The following is an 18,723-nucleotide window of genomic DNA, read 5'->3' on the forward strand; positions in this document are numbered from 1 at the left end:
CGCGCACGCAGATGAAGGAGACAAGAGCATGTTCATGCGTTGTCGCACGGGCCTGGCCGCAGGCGCGGCGTTCATGGCCTTGGCAACTGCGGGCTGCGCCCACCAGGGCGGCGCCGCTTTCACGCACGCTCGCCCGGAGCCGCCGCCAACCGATTGCCGCGCCTGGGTGGGAGTCGACCGCAATCACGAGCTGCCCGGCTACCTGCTGCCGCAGCCCGGCGGCCATACTGTTTGCGTGCCGCTCGGCGTCAACGCGCATCAGCCTCCCGCGGGGTATGCAGGCGACTACTACGTCGACGAGTTCACCGACGCACGCCTGAAGGAGCGCTGGCGTGCTTGCAAGGCTGATGCCGCCTGCTTTGCGCGCATTGACGCACAGGTGCAGCGTTGGCTGCCACCGAACAAGGCGCGTTCGACCCGCTCGACCGGCACCGTCGATCCCTCGGGAAAGATCGATCCCGATGGCGCGGTGGACCTGCGGCAGATCCGCCGCCCGGCCTTCTTTGCGAAGGCGCCTTATGCGGAGGCCATTGCGCGGGCCGATGCCAGCACCTACATCGTCGAGTTCACCGTGCCGCGCGACACCTTCGAGCGCATCGACCTGAAGATGACCGACCCCGTCAAGCTGCGCGGCTGGTACATCGAAGGCCGCGGCGTCGATGACGGCAAGGGCGGCATCACGCGCGCGCTGGTGGTCATGGCGCCGGGCGGCGGCGGGCAGCTCACGGCGATTCAGCATCCCGACGAGAAGCCCTACCGCATCGATCCGGCCACGGGCAGGGCAGTGGACATCCGCTTTCCGAATGCCACCACCGAAACGATGGGGCAGCGCTGGTGGCGCGAGAACCTCGATGCGCTGAACCGCGCGGGCTTCGACGTGCTGGCTTACGACCGGCGCGGCGAGGGCATCTCGGGCGGGTTCAGCGACACGAACACGCTGGAGCAGGGCGAAGACGTCTTTCGCGTGCTGGCGCAGTTCGACACCGGCAATGGCCTGCGGCTTCTCACGCCGGACGGGCGCACGCTTGCGGGTGATGAGGCAGCAGGCAAGCTGCTGGGCGGCATGAGGTCGACCCGCATCCCCATTCTGCTGGGCGGTTATTCGCGCGGCTCCATGTCGACGGCCTGGGCGATGGCCAAGAACTTTTCAGGCGCATGCAGCTACGACCTGCCGGTGCCCGAATGCGCCCCGCCCAAGGGGCTCGCAAACATCAAGGGTGCGATTCTGCTGGCGTCTTTTGCGAGCGGCGCGGGGTATCTGCCGTCTTCGCCCGACCTGGCCGACCGCAACCTCTTTCTCGGCGCCATGGCGGCCGAGCATCACATCCTGTTCTATCCCAACTCGGCGCCGCTCGCGGGCATGCACAAGTGGCCGGCGGCCTTCTTCGGCAAGGGCTTGTGGGACCGTGCGGAAACGCTGGAGGGCACTGTTGCCGCGTATAACCGCATTCGCGGTGCGCGCGAAATCGTGGTGGCCCGCGCACCTCATTCGATCGAGACCTGGCCGGAGAGCGACAGGCAGTATCTGCGCGAGCGGATGGTCGCCTTTGCCAAGGTGGCGATTGCCGGCGGCACCGTGGTGCCGGGCGCCAAGCCGTGGTCGAACCTGAAAGAGCTGGTCGCGACCACGCCCGATTCGTGGGAGCCTTCGTCCAAGCCCAGGGGCCGCTGAGGCAACTCTCATCGCGTCTTGACTTTGTTTCCATCATGTTGGATATTCCTCCGACATCATGGAAATCGAATCATCCAGCCTGAATGAACGCATCGCGCAGCGCGTGCGAGACCTGCGCGCCGCGCGCGGCCTTTCGCTCGACGCGCTGGCTGTGCACTGCGGCGTGAGCCGCTCGATGATCTCGCTCATCGAGCGCGGCGAAAGCAGCCCGACGGCGGTGCTGCTCGAAAAATTGGCCACCGGCCTCGGTGTTCCGCTGGCCTCGTTGTTCGAGGCGCCCCAGCCCGAGGCCGGGCCGGTGTCGCGGCTGGACGACCAGCCGCAGTGGCGCGATCCGCATTCCGGCTATGTGCGCCGCAACGTGTCGCCCGCCGGCACCTCATCGCCCATCCACATCGTCGAGGTGCTGTTTCCGCCCAAGGCCCGCGTGGCCTACGAAACCGCCGCTCGGGAACCGCAGGTGCATCAGCAGGTGTGGATGCTCGAAGGAACCATCGAAGTCACGCTCGGCGACGAACGCCACCGGCTCGACGCGGGCGACTGCCTGGCGCTGGTGCTCGACCGCCCCATGAGCTACTACAACCCGACCCGCAAGATCGCGCGCTACGCCGTCGTGATCGCGACCCCGCCCTTTGCTTCAAGATGATCGTGGAGATGAGATGACAGATACGGCAACACTCGCGCCGAGCATTCGCGCTCTTACCAGCGTCAACGACGCGCACATCTGGCAGCTTGCCGATGTGCTTATCGACTGCGTGGAGGGCGGTGCATCCGTGAGCTTCATACTGCCGCTCTCGCGCGATCGCGCACTCGCCTTCTGGCAACGCGTGGGCGAAGGCGTGGCCCGCGGCGAGCGCGCGCTGCTGGTGGCCGAAGATGCGCAAGGCATCGTCGGAACCGTGCAGCTCGTGCTCGATCAACCTGAGAACCAGCCGCATCGCGCCGAGGTGTCGAAGATGCTCGTGCATCGGCGGGCCAGGCGCCAGGGCATCGGCGCGCTGCTGATGCAGGCCGCCGAGCAGCTTGCGCGCGAACACCGAAAGACCTTGCTCGTGCTCGACACCTCGAGCCCCGAGGCCGAGCGCCTTTATGCCCGCATGGGCTGGACGCGCGTCGGCGTGATTCCGGGCTATGCACTGCTGCCGGGCGGCGAGCCCTGCGACACCACTTATTTCTACCGGGCGTTGGGCTAGCGCGACTGGCTCGTTGCGCGGGGCACGAGCGGCCTGTCATCATTCGCGGCTGCATGACCCAAGAAACGACTCTCCCCACGGATCTGTTGAACCGCGCCAGGCAGGTCCTGGCGGCACCCGATGGCACCTTGCCGGGCGCCGCCGCCACGCCCGAGGCCGGTTGTGTCGTGTTCATCGCGATGGGCGACGGTGCGAGCCGCGCGCGCGTGACGGTGGGGCGCGGCGCCACCGCCGAAGAAGCCTGGCAAAGGGCCTGCGATGCGGCGCTTGCACTCATCGAGCGCATCGGCTTGCAGCCACGCCGCATGCGCGTGGAGCTTGCCGACCGGGTCGAGCCCCTGACCTGGGGTGAGCTGAAGGCCCGCCTGTCGCGCACCAAGCGCAACTACTTCAACCAGGGCGTGTCCTTCGATGCGGAATTCGAAGTGGCGCTGCTCGCACCGGAGATCAACGGCAGCGCCATCTTCTACAGCGGCACCGTGGAGCATGCGGAGCCCAACCCGGGCAACCTGCGCCTGCACGGACAGCGGCGCTTCGGAACCGACATCGGGTTTCCATCGGACGATGCTGCGCCGGTGTGGTGCTTCACCACCCGGGGCGCCTATGTGGATGCCGAGGGCGCATGGCCCCTCACGGCCAAAGGACAGGCGGCGGGCTATCGAACGCTGCCCGAGTGGAACGCCAGCCAGGTGCGCCGGCTCGTGGACAACGCGAGCGACTATCTCGCGGGGCAGGTCAAGCCGACGGGCGAGTTCCACTACGGCTGGTTCCCGTGCTTCGATCGCGCGATTCCGACCTACAACACCCTGCGCCATGCCAGCTCGACCTATGCACTGCTCGAGGCCTGGGAGCTGACCCGCAGCGATATGCAGAAGGCGGCCATCGACCGTTCGATGGCCTTCTTGAAGAACCGCCTCATCCGCCAGGTCGACCTGCCCGACGGCACCCGTGCCGCCTACCTGCTGGACGTCGGCGACGAGATCAAGCTCGGCGGCAACGCGGTGTGCCTGCTGGCCTTCGTCAAGTACACCGAACTCACCGGCGATGCGCAGTACCAGCCGCTGATGGAGCAGCTCGCGCTCGGCATCCAGGCCATGCAAGACCCGGCCAGCGGGCGTTTTGTTCACGTGCTCAACTACCCCGGGCTCGACGTGAAGGATGCGTTCCGAATCATCTACTACGACGGGGAGGCCGCCTTCGGCCTGATGCGGCTCTATGGACTCACGCGCGATCCGCGCTGGCTCGCCGTCGTCGAGAAAGCCTTCGAGCATTTCATTGCCGCGGAGCATTGGCGTGCGCACGACCACTGGCTGAGCTACTGCGTCAACGAGCTCACGCGCTACAGGCCCGAAACGCGCTACTACCAGTTCGGCCTGCAGAACGTGGCCGACTACCTGGACTTCGTTCTGCAGCGCATCACCACCTTTCCCACGCTGCTCGAACTGATGATGGCCGCGCGCGAAATGGTGGCGCGGCTCGATGCCGACCCCGCGCTGCGTCCGCTGCTCGAAGGGCTCGACCGCGACAAGTTCGACCGCGCGCTCGAGCATCGTGCGCGCTACCTGGCCAATGGCTATTTCTGGCCCGAGCTCGCCATGTTTTTCCGGAACCCCGACCGCGTGGCGGGTTCGTTCTTTATCAAGCACCACAGCTACCGCGTTCGCATCGACGACGTGGAGCACTATCTTTCGGGCCTTGTCGCCTACTGGAAGCACCGCCGATGAACAGCAGCATCACCTCGCGCGAGTTCGGCCGCATGCCCGACGGCCGTGCCGTGACCGAATACACCCTCGACAACGGCCGGGGCCTCAGCCTCAGCGCCATCAATCTCGGCGGCATCGTCACGGCGCTGCATGTGCCCGATCGCGAAGGGCAGAGCGGCAACATCGTGCTCGGCCTGCCCACGCTCGAGGACTACCTGAAGCCGCATCCGCACTTCGGCACCATCGTCGGCCGCTATGCCAACCGCATCGCGCGCGGTCGCTTCACGCTCGACGGCGTTGCGCATCAAGTCGCGGTGAACAACGGCGCCAACTCGCTGCATGGCGGGCACAAGGGCTTCGGCACGCGCTTCTGGCAAATTGAAGAAGTGCCTGCCGATGCCGCATTGGATGAAGTGGCCATCGAACTGCGCTACACCAGTGCGGATGGAGAAGAGGGCTTTCCGGGCGAGGTGCAGGTGAACGTGCGCTACGTGCTCGGCACCACCGACAACACATGGCGCATCGACTACCGCGCCTTGGCCGACCGGGCCACGGTGTTGAACCTGAGCCACCACGACTACTTCAACCTGGCGGGCGGCGGCGCCGTGCGGGACCACCGGCTGACCATTCCGGCGAGCCGCTTCTGCCCTGTGGATGCGGGCCTGATTCCGCTCGGCCTTGCGCCGGTCGACGGAACGCCCTTCGACTTTCGCATGCCCACACAGATCGGTGCGCGCATGGGCGAGCCGCACGAGCAGTTGCGCGTGGCGGGCGGCTACGACCACAACTGGGTGCTCGACCGCGAGCCGGCCGGCTCGGCGCTGGCGGCACGCCTCGAGCACGAGCCTTCAGGCCGTGTGATGGAGGTGCTGACGACCGAGCCGGCAGTGCAGTTCTATTCGGGCAACTTCCTCGACGGCAGCATTCGCGGCCGCGACGGGGAAAGCTTCAACCAGGGCGCGGGCCTGTGCCTGGAAACGCAGCACTACCCCGATTCGCCGAACCAGCCAAGCTTTCCTTCGACAGTGCTCCGGCCCGGAGAAACGTTCAGCAGCAGCACGCTGCACCGCTTCGGCGTTGCTTGAATAGCTAGCCGTTGACCGCAGCGGCGCCGAACTCCGCGGCCGGCAGGCCGGGGCTCCCGATGCGAACCGAGAACAGCGCGCCGGCCAGCGGCTCCGCTTCGAGCTGCTCGGCCGTGAGCCCGCTGCGCGCGGTGGTGATGTAGAGCGTGCACATGTCGTCGCCGCCAAAGGCGCAGTCCGTCACGTTGCTTGCGGGCAGCGCGATGCGGCACAGTTCGGCGCCGCTCACCGGGTCATGGCAACTCACGCAGTGCCCGCCCCAGCGCGCAATCCACAACCGGCCGGCCGCGTCGGTCGTCATGCCGTCGGGCAGGCCGTCGCCCTCGGCAAAGCGCAGCCACACCCGCTTGTTGCTCACCGTGCCGGCTTCGCTGTCGAAGTCATACGCATAGACGCAGCCTTCGACGGTGGCGTTGAAATACATCGTGCGTTCGTCGAGCGACCAGGTCGGCCCGTTGGTGACCGCAAAGCCGTCGTCGTGGCGCGTGCAGCGGCTGTCGGCGTCGAAGCGATAGAGCGCACCCGTCGGCGCCACGCAATCGAAGTCCATCGTGCCGCCCCAGAAGCGGCCCTTGCTGTCGCACTTGCCGTCGTTGAAGCGGTTGCCGGGCCGGTCGGTTTCGGGCTGGTGCAGGTAGCGCGGCGGCACATCGACTGCCGGGTCGAAGAAGGCGAAGCCGCGGCGCATGGTGACGATCAGCCCCGGCGCGCCCGCGCGCTCGGCCAGTGCGGTGATCTCTTCGTCGAACTGCCAGCTGTGGCGCGCGCCGATTTGCGGGTCGTAGCGGTACAGGCGGCATCCGAGGATGTCGATCCAGTAGAGCGCCCGTTCGCGCGGCGACCACAGCGTGCCCTCGCCGAGCGTGGCCTCCGCCGGCCACAGGCATTCGGGCTGGCCGAGGATGGTTGGCGCGCCGAGGGGTGCGGGCGTGGATGTGCTGCCGTTCTGGGTCATTTGTTTTTGTGCCTTCGTTGTCTCGGGTCCTTGACGCGGCGGATCGTATCAAGGCATATTGATAATAGAAATCAAAGTTTATGGCATTAACTGATATTGATTTTGCAATGTCACAGCCAAGCCCGGAGACACACACCTTGACGGATTCCCAGAAGTTATCGATTCACCCCAGCCTGAAGGGGCGCGCCGTGTTTGTCACGGGCGGCGGCAGCGGTATTGGCGCGGCCATTGTTGCCGCCTTTGCCGCGCAGGGCGCGCGCGTGGCGTTCATCGACATTGCCGAAGGCGCCAGTGCGGCGCTGGCGCAACGGATCGCCGACGAAGGCCATGCGGCGCCGTGGTGGCGCGCCTGCGACGTGCGCGACATCGGCGCCATGCAGAAGGCCATTGCCGATGCGGCCGCCGAACTGGGCGACTTTGCCGTGCTGGTCAACAACGTGGCAAGCGATGACCGCCACACGCTGGAATCGGTCACGCCCGACTACTACGACAACCGCATGGCCATCAACGAGCGGCCCGCGCTGTTCGCCATTCAGTCGGTGGTGCCGGGCATGCGGCGGCTGGGCTTCGGCTCGGTGGTCAACCTGGGCTCGACGGGCTGGCAGACCAAGGGCTCGGGCTACCCCTGCTATGCCATTGCCAAGTCGTCGGTCAACGGCCTCACGCGCGGCCTGGCGGTGGATCTGGGCAAGGACCGCATCCGCATCAACACCGTGTCGCCGGGCTGGGTGATGACGGAGCGGCAGGTTCAGCTGTGGCTGGACGACGAGGGCGAGCAGGCGCTCAAGCGCAACCAGTGCCTGCCCGACAAGCTCATGCCCGAGGACATCGCGCGCATGGTGCTGTTCCTCGCGTCGGACGACGCGAAGATGTGCACCGCGCAGGAGTTCACGGTGGACGCGGGCTGGACCTGATCAGTCCATTTCGAGCTTGCGGCCGTAGACGCTGAAGCTCGCGGTCTTCAGCGCCTTCATCATCACCTTGGCCGCGGGCGAGAGCAGCCGGTCGGTGCGCGTGATGATGCCGAAGGCGTCCATGTGGCAGGGCATGTCCAGCGGCAGCAGCGAAACGATGCCGTGCGCCGCGTAGTAGCGCGCCACGTCGCTGGCGAGCACGGCGACCATGTCGCTTTGCTGCAGCATGCGCGTGATGAAGAGCAGGGCCGAGCTCTCGATGATGTTGCCCGGCGGTGAAAGGCCTTCCTCCTGGAACATCAGCTCGAAGCGGTGGCGCAGCACGCTGCCCGCGGGCGGCACGATCCAGCCGGCGCCCACCACGTCGCGCAGCGTGAGGCTGCTCATGCCCAGCAGCGGATGGCCGGGGCGCACCAGTGCGCACACCGGCTCCTCGGCCAGCGCCTCGTAGCGCAGTTGCGACTTGTCGTGCTCGGCGAACAGCCGTGCCACCAGGATGTCGAGCTTGCCTTGCTCGAGCCGGTCGATCAGCACCGCGCTGGTCTCGATCTCGAGCGACACGCGCAGGTCGGGCTGTTCGCGCTTCACCATGGCCACCGCGGGCGGCATCAGCGTGAGGCCCGGCGCGGTGATGGCGCCCACGCCCACCTGGCCGAAGCGGCCCGCCTTGAGCGCGGTGAGCTCGTCGTGCGCCTGGTTCAGGCTGGCCAGCGCCACGCGGGCGTGGCGGATCATGGTTTCGCCGTACCAGGTGGGGCGCATGCCGCGCGGCAGCCGGTCGAACAGCGGCACCTCCAGCACGTCTTCCAGGTCTTTCAGCAGCTTGGAGGCCGCGGGCTGGGTCATGTTGAGCACCTGCGCCGCGCGGTGGATGTTGCCTTCCTCCGCCAGCGCCACCAGCAAAAGCAGCTGCCGCGTCTTGAGGCGGGCGCGGATGAACCAGTGGTTGTAGTTGGTCATTTGTTATTGAAACTTTGGGCTGCCGGGTTTTCCAGAATCCAGCGATTGATATGCATTTTGTCGAAAAAATGATTGGATTGATATCAATTCTGTTTCTAGACTCGCGGCACTTCAAGAAAACGAGAGGCAAGAAGCGCGGTGATCCACGGCGAGCTTCATCAGAGCGTGCGGCAGTACATCAATGGCCGCTGGGAAACCAGCGCGACCACGGGTGTGAGCGCCAATCCTTCGGACACCAGCGAAGTGGTGGCCGAATACGCGCGCGCCGATCGCCGGCAGGTCGAGTTCGCGATTCGCGCGGCTGCCGACGCCTTTCCGCACTGGAGCCACAGCACCCCGCAACGCAGGGCCGACGTGCTCGACCGCATCGGCACCGAACTCTTGGCGCGCCGGGACGAACTCGGTCTGCTGCTGGCGCGCGAGGTCGGCAAGACCTTGCCCGAAGCGGTGGCCGAAGCCACGCGCGCCGGCCAGACCTTCAAGTTCTTCGCGGGCGAGGCGATGCGCGGCGGCGGCGAAAACATGGCCTCGCTGCGCGCCGGCGTGCAGGTCGACGTCACGCGTGAGCCGGTGGGCGTGGCCGGGCTCATCACGCCGTGGAACTCGCCGCTGGCGGTGCCCGCCACCAAGATTGCGCCTGCGCTGGCGCATGGCAACAGCGTGGTGTTCAAGCCGGCCGAGCTGGTACCGGCCTGCGGCTGGACGCTGGCCGAAATCATCAGCCGCGCCGCATTGCCGGCGGGCGTTTTCAACCTGGTGATGGGCAGCGGTCGCGAGGCCGGGCAGGCGCTGGTCGACAGCCCGCTGGTCGATGCGGTGAGCTTCACCGGCTCGGCGCGCAACGGCGAGCGCATTCTCCAGGCCGCTGCCGCGCGGCGCGCCAAGGTGCAGCTCGAGATGGGCGGCAAGAACGCGCTCGTGGTGCTGGCCGATGCCGACATCGATCACGCGGTCGATTGCGCGGTGCAGGGCGCCTACTTCTCCAACGGACAGCGCTGCACGGCGTCGAGCCGGCTCATCGTCGAGGCCGCCGTGCACGACGTCTTCGTTGCGCGGCTGCACCAGCGGCTCAAGACGCTGAAGATCGGCCATGCGCTGGAGCGCGGCGTGGACATCGGGCCCCTGGTCGACGAAGAGCGGCTCGCGCGCAGCCTGGCCTGGGTCGAGATTGCTAAAGAAGAGGGCGCCGAGCATGTGTGGGGCGGCGCGCCGCTCAAGCGCGCCACGGCCGGCCACTACATGAGCCCGGCGCTCTTTCTGGCCAGGCCCGAGCACCGCATTGCGCGCGAGGAAATCTTCGGCCCGGTGGCCTGCGTGCTGCGCGCCGCCGACTACGACGAGGCGCTGGCGCTGTGCAACGACACGCCCTCGGGCCTCAGCGCGGGTATTTGCACCAACTCGCTCAAGCACGCGATGCATTTCAGGCGCCATGCCGAAGTGGGCATGACGATGGTCAATCTGCCGACCGCGGGGGTGGACTTCCACGTGCCCTTCGGCGGCCGCAAGGGGTCGGGCTACGGGCCGCGCGAACAAGGGCGCCACGCCGCGGAGTTCTACACGACGGTCAAGACCGGCTTCATGCGGGCCTGACCACCACGGACGGTTTTCAACAAGCACTTAGAAAGAAGGAGACAAGCCATGAAACTCAATCGCCGCACCCTCAATATCGCGCTCGCCGCAGCTTCGCTCGGCGGGCTTCTGCCTGCCACGGCACTGGCGCAGAAAAAAATCGTGCTGGGCTTCAGCCAGGTTGGTGCCGAGAGCGAATGGCGCACCGCCAATACCGAGTCGATCAAGTCTTCCGCCAAGGAAGCGGGCATCGAGCTCAAGTTCTCCGACGCGCAGCAGAAGCAGGAAAACCAGATCAAGGCGATCCGCTCGTTCATTGCCCAGAAGGTGGACGTCATCGCCTTCTCGCCGGTGGTCGAATCGGGCTGGGAAACGGTGCTGCGCGAAGCCAAGGCCGCGAAGATTCCGGTGGTGCTGACCGACCGCGCCGTGAACACCAAGGACGACTCGCTCTACGTCACCTTCATGGGCTCCGATTTCGTCGAGGAAGGCCGCAAGGCCGGCCGCTGGCTGGTCGAGAAAATGAAGGACCAGAAGGGCGAGGTGAACATCGTCGAGCTGCAGGGCACCGTGGGCTCGGCACCGGCCATCGACCGCAAGAAGGGTTTTGAAGAAATCATCAAGGCCGACCCGAAGTTCAAGATCGTGCGTTCGCAGACCGGCGACTTCACGCGCGCCAAGGGCAAGGAAGTGATGGAAGCCTTCCTGAAGGCCGAGGGCAAGAAGATCAACGTGCTGTACGCACACAACGACGACATGGCCATCGGCGCCATCCAGGCCATCGAGGAAGCAGGCCTGAAGCCGGCCAAGGACATCACGATCATCTCCATCGATGCCGTCAAGGGCGCCTTCGAAGCCATGATCGCCGGCAAGCTCAATGTGTCGGTCGAATGCAGCCCGCTGCTCGGCCCCCAGCTGATGAGCGCCGTGAAAGACATCAAGGCCGGCAAGGCGCTGCCCAAGCGCATCGTGACCGAAGAAGGCATCTTCCCCATGGAAGTGGCCGCGAAAGAGTTTCCCAATCGCAAGTACTGAGAGCCTATTCCCATGAAACGCAACTTCCTCAAGGCCTCGCTCGCAGGCATCGCGCTGGCCATGGCCGGCATCGCACCGCTCGCGCATGCGCAGGACAAGGGCCCGATCGCCATCTCGATGCCCACGAAGTCGTCAGCCCGCTGGATCGCCGACGGCGCCAACATGGTCAAGTACTTCAAGGAAAAGGGCTACAAGACCGACCTACAGTACGCCGACGACGACATTCCGAACCAGCTCGCGCAGATCGAGAACATGGTCACCAAGGGCTCGAAGGTGCTGGTGATTGCGGCCATCGACGGCTCCACGCTGTCCGACGTGCTGCAGAAAGCGGCCGACAAGGGCGTGAAGGTCATTGCGTACGACCGGCTCATCAAGGGCTCGAAGAACGTCGACTACTACGCCACCTTCGACAACTTCCAGGTCGGCGTACTGCAGGCGCAGTCGATCGAGGCGGCGCTCGGGCTGAAGAGCGGCAAGGGCCCGTTCAACATCGAGCTGTTCGGCGGCTCGCCGGACGACAACAACGCCTTCTTCTTCTACAACGGCGCCATGTCGGTGCTGGACCCGTACATCAAGAGCGGCAAGCTGGTGGTGCGCAGCAAGCAGATGGGCATGGAAAAGGTCGGCACGCTGCGCTGGGACGGCGCGGTGGCGCAGGCGCGCATGGACAACCTGCTGTCGGCCTATTACACCAAGGACCGTGTCGATGCGGTGCTGTCGCCGTACGACGGCTTGTCGATCGGCATTCTGTCGTCGCTCAAGGGCGTGGGCTACGGCTCGGCTTCGCAGCCGATGCCCGTCGTCTCCGGCCAGGACGCGGAGATTCCTTCGGTCAAGTCGATCCTGCGCAAGGAGCAGACCTCGACCGTGTTCAAGGACACGCGCGAACTGGCGAAGGTGACGGTGGCCATGGTCGACGCGATGCTCTCGGGCAAGACGCCTGAAGTGAACGACACCAAGACCTACAACAACGGCGTGAAGGTGGTGCCTTCTTACCTGCTCAAGCCCGTGAGCGTGGACGGGGGCAACTGGAAGCAGGTGCTGGTCGACAGCGGCTACTACAAGGAAAGCCAGGTCAAGTGAGAAGCGGCATGGAAGCAGACTCGCGCAGCATCCTCGAGATGCGCGGCATCACCAAGACGTTTCCCGGCGTGAAGGCGCTGAGCAATGTCAACCTGGCGGTGCGCGCGGGCGAGATCCATGCGGTGGTCGGCGAGAACGGCGCGGGCAAGTCGACGCTCATGAAGGTGCTGAGCGGCGTCTACCCGTGCGACTCGTACACCGGGGAGATCCACTTCGAGGGCGAGCTGCGCCGCTTCAAGAGCATTGCAGACAGCGAGAAGCTCGGCATCATCATCATTCACCAGGAGCTCGCGCTGGTGCCGCTGCTGTCCATTGCCGAGAACATCTTTCTCGGCAACGAAATTACGCGCGGCGGCGTGATCGACTGGTTTGCCGCCTACGGAAAGACGCGCGAGCTGCTTGCCAAGGTGGGCCTGAAAGAGCCGCCCACCACGCTGGTGACCGACCTGGGCGTGGGCAAGCAGCAGCTGGTCGAGATTGCCAAGGCCCTGGCCAAGGAAGTGAAGCTGCTGATTCTGGACGAGCCCACCGCCAGCCTCAACGAGAACGACAGCGAAGCCTTGCTGATGCTGCTGCTCGAGTTGAAGCGGCAGGGCATCGCGTCGATTCTCATCTCGCACAAGCTCAACGAGATTGCCAAGGTGGCCGACTCGATCACCGTGCTGCGCGACGGCGCCACGGTGGAAACAATGGATTGCCGCAACCAGCCGATCAGCGAGGACCGCATCATTCGCGGCATGGTCGGCCGCGACATGGCGCACCGCTATCCGCAGCGCCATCCGAAGATCGGCAACACCGTGTTCGAAGTGCGCGACTGGCGCGTGCACCACGCGCTGCATGCCGACCGCGAGCAGATCAAAGGTGTGAACCTGCATGTGCGCCAAGGCGAGATCGTCGGCATTGCGGGCCTCATGGGCGCGGGGCGCACAGAGCTCGCAATGAGCGTGTTCGGCAAGTCCTACGGCCAACGCATCAGCGGCACGGTGCTGATGCACGGCCAGCCGGTCGATGTGGGCACGGTGCGCAAGGCCATCGACCAGGGCATTGCCTATGTCACCGAAGACCGCAAGGGCCTGGGGCTGGTGCTGGAAGAAAACATCCAGAAGAACGTGAGCCTGGCCAACCTGGAAGCGGTGTCGAGTTCGATGGTGATCGACGACGCGCGCGAATTCAAGGTGGCCAGCGACTACCGCAAGGCCCTCAACATCCGCTCTTCGGGTGTGGAGCAGCTGGTGGTCAACCTGTCGGGCGGCAACCAGCAGAAGGTGGTGCTCAGCAAGTGGCTCTTTACCAAACCCGAACTTTTGATCCTCGACGAGCCCACGCGCGGCATCGACGTGGGCGCCAAATATGAGATCTACACCATCATCGACCAGCTCGCGAGCGAGGGCAAAGGCATTCTCATGATTTCTTCCGAACTGCCGGAGCTGCTAGGCATGTGCGACCGCATCTATGTGATGAACGAGGGCCGCTTCGTGGCCGAATTTACGGCGGCAGAGGCTTCGCAGGAACGCATCATGCACGCCATCGTGAGCGCCGGGAGTTCCGTCCATGTCGCAGCCTGAAGCCAACGCGGTGAACGCCGCCATCCCCGCGGCAGAGGCTGCCCCGAAGCTGCACGCCGGCTTCCTGAAGAACAACCTGCGCGAATACGGCATGCTGATCTCGCTGGTCGCGATCATGGTGCTGTTCCAGGTGCTGACCGACGGCACGCTGCTGCGGCCGCTGAACCTGACCAACCTGCTGCTGCAGAACAGCTACGTCGTGATCATGGCGCTGGGCATGCTGCTGGTGATCGTGGCGGGGCACATCGACTTGTCGGTGGGCTCGGTCTGCGGCTTCATCGGCGCGCTGGCGGCGGTGCTGATGGTCGAGTACGAATGGCACTTCGTCCCCACGGCCCTCATCAGCATTGCGGCGGGCGCGGTCATTGGCGCGGCGCAGGGCTGGTTCGTCGCATTCCGAAAGATCCCGTCGTTCATCGTCACGCTCGCGGGCATGCTGGTGTTCAAGGGGCTCACGCTGGCGTTGCTGGCGGGGCAGTCGGTCGGGCCGTTTCCGGTCGAGTTCCAGCGGCTGAGTTCGGGCTTCATTCCCGATCCGCTGGGTGGCGACACATTGCGCACCACCTCGCTGGTGGTCGGCGCGCTGACCGCCGCGGCGCTGGTGTTCTTCAAGCTGCGTGGGCGCGCCAAGCTCGCGGCGCACGGCATGGAAACGGAGCCGTACGTGTTCTTCCTTGTGAAGAACCTGTTTTTCGCGGCCATCATCCTGTTCTTCAGCTACCTGTTGTCGACCTACAAGGGCCTGCCCAATGTGCTGATCGTGATGGCGGTGCTGATCGTGGTGTACGACTTCGTCACCAACCGCACCACCATCGGCCGGCGCATCTACGCTCTGGGCGGCAACGAAAAGGCGGCGCGGCTGTCGGGCGTGAAGACGCAGCGCCTCGCGTTCCTGACCTTCGTGAACATGGGCGCGCTGGCCGCACTCGCGGGCCTGGTGTTCGCGGCGCGGCTCAACACGGCCACGCCCAAGGCCGGCCTGGGCTTCGAGCTCGACGTGATCGCGGCCTGCTTCATCGGTGGGGCCTCGGCCTCGGGCGGCGTGGGCCGCGTGATGGGCGCGGTGATCGGCGCGTTCATCATGGGCGTGATGAACAACGGCATGTCGATCCTGGGCATCGGCATCGACTACCAGCAGGTGATCAAGGGCCTGGTGCTGCTGGCCGCGGTGTTCATCGACGTCTACAACAAGAACAAGTAAGCGCATGACCGGCGGCGGCATTTCACCCGTGCTCGAACTGCGGGGCATCCACAAGCAGTTCGGGGACATTCCGGTGCTGCGCGACGTACAGCTGCGGCTCTATCCGGGCGAGATCCATGCGCTGATGGGGCAGAACGGCGCGGGCAAGTCGACGCTGATCAAGGTGCTGACAGGCGTGCTGCCTTCAAGCGCCGGGGAAATACGGCTGGACGGGCAAGCCATTCATCCCGCATCGCCGCTCGAAGCGCAGAAGCTGGGCATCAGCACGGTTTACCAGGAGGTCAACCTGTGCCCGAACCTCTCGGTGGCCGAGAACGTGTTTGCGGGCCGCTATCCGCGCTGCGGCGCGGCGCAGGGCTTTCGAATCGACTGGGCGGCCGTCAACCGGCGTGCCGCTGAACTGCTGGCGCGCATCGGGCTCGACATCGACGTGACCCGGCTGCTGTCGAGCTACTCGGTGGCGGTGCAGCAGCTGGTGGCCATTGCGCGTGCGCTGGGCGTGTCGTCGAAGGTGCTGATCCTCGACGAGCCGACTTCGAGCCTTGACGACGACGAGGTCGAAAAGCTGTTCGAGGTGCTGCGGCGCCTGCGCGGGGAAGGGTTGGCCATCGTCTTCGTGACGCACTTTCTGAACCAGATGTATGCAGTGTCAGACCGCATCACGGTGCTGCGCAACGGCAACTGGGTGGGTGAGTGGCGTGCCGCGGATCTGGGGCCGCAAGCGCTGATTGCCGCCATGCTGGGGCGGGAACTCGCGGCCCAGTCAGCCCGGCCCGCTGCGCTGCCGGCTTTCGACGAAGCGGCGCCGGCCTTGCTTCAGGCAGAAGGCCTGGGACAAACAGGGCAGCTGCAGGCAACCGATTTGCGCGTGCGCGCCGGTGAGGTGGTCGGCATTGCGGGCCTGCTGGGCGCCGGCCGCACCGAGCTCGCGCGCCTGCTGTTCGGGCTCGAGACGCCCGACCGCGGCGTGCTGAAGATCGACGGACGGACGGTCAGCTTTTCGAACCCGGCGGACGCGGTTCGCGAAGGGCTGGCGCTGTGCCCCGAAGAGCGCAAGACCGACGGCATCGTGGCGGAATTGTCGGTGCGCGAGAACATTGCGCTCGCGTTGCAGGCGCGGCTCGGCACGCGGCGCTTTCTGCCGCACGCCGAACAGACCGCGATGGCCGAGCGCTTCGTCGCGTCGCTGGGCATCAAGACCGCGAGCGTGGAAACACCCATTGGCCTGCTTTCGGGCGGCAACCAGCAGAAGGCGATGATTGCGCGCTGGCTCGCAACCGAGCCGCGCCTGCTGATCCTCGATGAGCCGACGCGCGGCATCGACGTGGCGGCCAAGCAGGAAATCATGGAAGAGATCCTTCGGCTTGCGCGGGCGGGAATGGCGGTGGTCTTCATTTCGTCCGAAATCAGCGAAGTGGTGCGCGTGGCGCATCGCATCGTGGTGCTGCGCGATCGCAAGAAGGTGGGCGAGCTGCCGGGCGGTTCGACCGAGGACGAGGTCTACGAAATGATTGCAGCAGCATGAGCACCCTTTTGTCTTTCTCCCTCCCCTTCCGGGGGAGGGCAGGGGTGGGGGCACAGCGGCCTTCGATTGAATGCTGCTGGCTCGCGAGCGCCGTCTGCCCCCATCCCAGCCTTCCCCCGGAAGGGGAAGGAGCAAGGCAGAACACATGACGCGCCTCTCTACCTTCATGCGCCACCGCCTGGCCTGGCCCATCGTCACGCTGCTGCTCCTGCTCGCAGTCAACACAGCCTTCAACGCCAGCTTCCTGCACCTCGAGTGGCGCGACGGCCATCTCTACGGCAGCCTGATCGACATCGTGAATCGCGCGGCACCGCTGGTGCTGGTGTCGCTGGGAATGACATTGGTCATTGCCACGCGCGGCATCGACATTTCGGTAGGCGCGGTGGTGGCCATTGCGGCGGCCGTGGCGGCCTGGATGATCGGCGGCTCGGTCGCCAGCGACGTGAGCCGCTTTCCGATGTGGCTGGCCATCCTGGCCGCCCTTGGCGTGGCGCTGCTGTGCGGCCTGTGGAACGGCCTGTTGGTGGCCAAGGTCGGCATGCAGCCGATCATCGCGACGCTGATCCTCATGGTGGCGGGGCGCGGCATTGCGCAGCTGATTGCCGACGGGCAGATCATCACGATCTACTACAAGCCCTTCTTCTTCCTGGGCAGCGGCTATCTGCTGGGCCTGCCGTTCTCGCTGTTCATCGTGGCGGCGGTGTTCGTGCTGCTGTACCTGGCCATCACGCGCACGGCGCTCGGCCTGTTCATCCAGGCGGTGGGCATCAACCCGACGGCGGCGCGCGTGGCTGGTGTGCAGGCGCGGCGGCTCATCGTTGGAGCGTATGCGTTCTGTGGCGTGTGCGCGGGCATTGCGGGCCTCTTGATCAGCTCCAACGTCAAGAGCGCAGACGGCAACAACGCGGGCCAGCTGCTGGAACTCGACGCCATCCTGGCCGTGACGCTAGGCGGCACCGCGCTCACCGGCGGGCGCTTCAGCCTCATGGGTAGCGTGATCGGCGCATTGATCATCCAGACGCTGACCTATGCCATCTACTCGCTGGGTGTGCCGCCGGAGATCAATTTGGTCGTCAAGGCGGTCGTGGTGTTTGCGGTGATGCTGTTGCAGTCGCCGGAGTTCAGAGCAGAAGTGCGGTCGCTGGTGCAGCGGCCGGCGCATGAAGGGGGACGGGCATGAGCGCGGTGATCGAGGCGGCTGCACCCTCACCCCAACCCTCTCCCGCCAGTGGGAGAGGAGGAGGGAGAGGGGGCAGGGCAGGGCTCAATCCGAAGTACTTGCCGCTCACGGCGACCATCTCGCTGTTCATGCTGATGGCCACGCTCGGTTCGGTGTTCTACGACGGCTTCTTTTCGGCGCAGGTGTTCCTCAACCTGCTGATCGACAACGCCTTCCTGATCGTCGTGGCCGTGGGCATGACCTTCGTGATTCTTTCGGGCGGCATCGATCTTTCGGTGGGCTCGGTGATTGCGCTGACCACGATGGTGTCGGCCTCGCTGGTCGAGAAGCACGGCTGGAGCCCTATGGTGGTGATTCCGCTGGTACTGGCCATGGGCACGGCCTTCGGCGCGTTCATGGGCCTGCTCATCGAGCGCTTCAGGCTGCAGCCCTTCATCGTCACGCTCGCGGGCATGTTCCTGGCACGCGGCCTTTGCTACCTGATCAGCATCGATTCGATCAGCATCACCAACGAGTTCTATTCGGAGGTCTCGCAGATCCGCATTCCCATCTGGGGCGAGGCTTCGCTGTCGATCAGCGCGGTGATCGCCGTCGTGGTGCTGCTGGCCGCGGTGTTCATTGCGCACTGCACACCTTTCGGCCGCGCGGTGTACGCCATTGGCGGCAGCGAGCAGTCGGCCATGCTGATGGGCCTGCCGGTGCGCTCCACGCTCATCGGCGTCTACACGCTGTCTGGCTTCTGCTCGGCGCTGGCGGGCGTGATCTTCACCTTCTACATGCTCTCGGGCTACGGCCTGCACGCGCTGGGGCTGGAGCTCGATGCGATTGCGGCAGTGGTCATCGGCGGCACGCTGCTCACGGGCGGCGTGGGCTATGTGGCGGGCACGCTCTTCGGCGTGCTCATGCTCGGAATCATCCAAACGCTGATTTCATTCGACGGCACGTTGAGCTCATGGTGGACGCGCATCGTGGTGGGTGCGCTGCTCTTCGTGTTCTGCCTGCTGCAGCGCTTCTTCACTTCGCGTGCGCCCCGGCGCTGACGCGTTCGTTGTTTTTTCTCTTTTCTTTCGCTTTCAGGAAACT

At 65.6% G+C, this 18,723-nt stretch carries 16 protein-coding genes; 14 read left to right on the forward strand and 2 right to left on the reverse strand.

All coding sequences use genetic code 11. From position 1 onward, the window contains the following. The first annotated feature begins 28 nt into the window (after window positions 1-28). From V9L20_RS20930 to V9L20_RS20950, 5 genes are read left to right on the forward strand one after another with little or no spacing between them, the layout of a single operon-like run. Window positions 29-1,672, forward strand: a complete 1,644-nt coding sequence (locus V9L20_RS20930; protein WP_443098615.1) for an alpha/beta fold hydrolase — start codon at window positions 29-31, stop codon at window positions 1,670-1,672. A gap of 58 nt (window positions 1,673-1,730) precedes the next feature. Next, window positions 1,731-2,318, forward strand: coding sequence for a helix-turn-helix domain-containing protein (locus V9L20_RS20935; protein WP_337298060.1), 588 nt, complete (start codon window positions 1,731-1,733; stop codon window positions 2,316-2,318). A 13-nt stretch (window positions 2,319-2,331) separates the two neighbouring features. Then, complete coding sequence (locus V9L20_RS20940) at window positions 2,332-2,865, forward strand: GNAT family N-acetyltransferase (protein WP_337298061.1); 534 nt, start codon at window positions 2,332-2,334, stop codon at window positions 2,863-2,865. 53 nt (window positions 2,866-2,918) lie between these two features. Continuing rightward, window positions 2,919-4,589 carry a Mur ligase gene (locus V9L20_RS20945; RefSeq protein ID WP_337298062.1) on the forward strand — a complete coding sequence of 557 codons (1,671 nt, stop codon included), beginning with the start codon at window positions 2,919-2,921 and terminating at the stop codon, window positions 4,587-4,589. Next, window positions 4,586-5,653, forward strand: a complete 1,068-nt coding sequence (locus V9L20_RS20950) for an aldose epimerase family protein (protein WP_337298063.1) — start codon at window positions 4,586-4,588, stop codon at window positions 5,651-5,653. Before V9L20_RS20945 ends, V9L20_RS20950 begins: the two co-directional genes overlap by 4 nt. A gap of 4 nt (window positions 5,654-5,657) precedes the next feature. On the opposite strand, the gene V9L20_RS20955 is transcribed toward V9L20_RS20950, so the two are convergent. Further along, window positions 5,658-6,608 (reverse strand): SMP-30/gluconolactonase/LRE family protein, encoded by a 951-nt coding sequence (locus V9L20_RS20955; RefSeq protein ID WP_337298064.1) that lies wholly within the window; start codon window positions 6,606-6,608, stop codon window positions 5,658-5,660. Window positions 6,609-6,715: 107 nt separating this feature from the next. Between V9L20_RS20955 and V9L20_RS20960 the strand changes: the two genes are divergently transcribed. Next, on the forward strand, window positions 6,716-7,522 hold the full coding sequence (locus V9L20_RS20960; RefSeq protein ID WP_337298065.1) for an SDR family NAD(P)-dependent oxidoreductase: 807 nt from the start codon (window positions 6,716-6,718) through the stop codon (window positions 7,520-7,522). Here the strand turns inward: V9L20_RS20960 and V9L20_RS20965 are convergent, their stop codons facing one another. Continuing rightward, on the reverse strand, window positions 7,523-8,482 hold the full coding sequence (locus V9L20_RS20965) for a LysR family transcriptional regulator (RefSeq protein WP_126745424.1): 960 nt from the start codon (window positions 8,480-8,482) through the stop codon (window positions 7,523-7,525). Window positions 8,483-8,620: 138 nt separating this feature from the next. Between V9L20_RS20965 and V9L20_RS20970 the strand changes: the two genes are divergently transcribed. The 8 genes from V9L20_RS20970 (at window position 8,621) to yjfF (ending at window position 18,680) form a co-directional block, all read left to right on the forward strand. Then, window positions 8,621-10,072 (forward strand): aldehyde dehydrogenase family protein, encoded by a 1,452-nt coding sequence (locus V9L20_RS20970; RefSeq protein ID WP_337298066.1) that lies wholly within the window; start codon window positions 8,621-8,623, stop codon window positions 10,070-10,072. Between the two features lie 48 nt (window positions 10,073-10,120). Beyond that, entirely contained in the window at window positions 10,121-11,086 is a 966-nt protein-coding gene (locus V9L20_RS20975; RefSeq protein WP_337298067.1) for an ABC transporter substrate-binding protein, read from the forward strand. Window positions 11,087-11,098: 12 nt separating this feature from the next. Continuing rightward, window positions 11,099-12,169: a multiple monosaccharide ABC transporter substrate-binding protein gene (gene chvE, locus V9L20_RS20980; protein ID WP_337298068.1), complete on the forward strand. Its 1,071-nt coding sequence runs from the start codon at window positions 11,099-11,101 to the stop codon at window positions 12,167-12,169. Between the two features lie 8 nt (window positions 12,170-12,177). Further along, entirely contained in the window at window positions 12,178-13,734 is a 1,557-nt protein-coding gene (mmsA, locus tag V9L20_RS20985; protein WP_337298069.1) for a multiple monosaccharide ABC transporter ATP-binding protein, read from the forward strand. Beyond that, a complete protein-coding gene (gene mmsB / locus V9L20_RS20990) occupies window positions 13,721-14,935 on the forward strand; it encodes a multiple monosaccharide ABC transporter permease (protein WP_337298070.1) in 1,215 nt (404 codons plus the stop codon). The genes mmsA and mmsB overlap by 14 nt, the downstream gene beginning before the upstream one ends. A 4-nt stretch (window positions 14,936-14,939) precedes the next feature. Beyond that, window positions 14,940-16,460 carry a sugar ABC transporter ATP-binding protein gene (locus V9L20_RS20995; protein WP_337298071.1) on the forward strand — a complete coding sequence of 507 codons (1,521 nt, stop codon included), beginning with the start codon at window positions 14,940-14,942 and terminating at the stop codon, window positions 16,458-16,460. 145 nt (window positions 16,461-16,605) lie between these two features. After that, the gene (locus V9L20_RS21000) at window positions 16,606-17,640 is read left to right on the forward strand and encodes an ABC transporter permease (RefSeq protein WP_337298072.1); all 1,035 of its coding nucleotides are present in this window, start codon (window positions 16,606-16,608) and stop codon (window positions 17,638-17,640) included. Continuing rightward, window positions 17,637-18,680, forward strand: a complete 1,044-nt coding sequence (gene yjfF, locus V9L20_RS21005; protein WP_337298073.1) for a galactofuranose ABC transporter, permease protein YjfF — start codon at window positions 17,637-17,639, stop codon at window positions 18,678-18,680. Before V9L20_RS21000 ends, yjfF begins: the two co-directional genes overlap by 4 nt. Window positions 18,681-18,723: the final 43 nt, after the last annotated feature.

Origin of the sequence: Variovorax sp. CCNWLW225 (assembly GCF_037204045.1) — a bacterium.
GTDB lineage: Bacteria > Pseudomonadota > Gammaproteobacteria > Burkholderiales > Burkholderiaceae_C > Variovorax.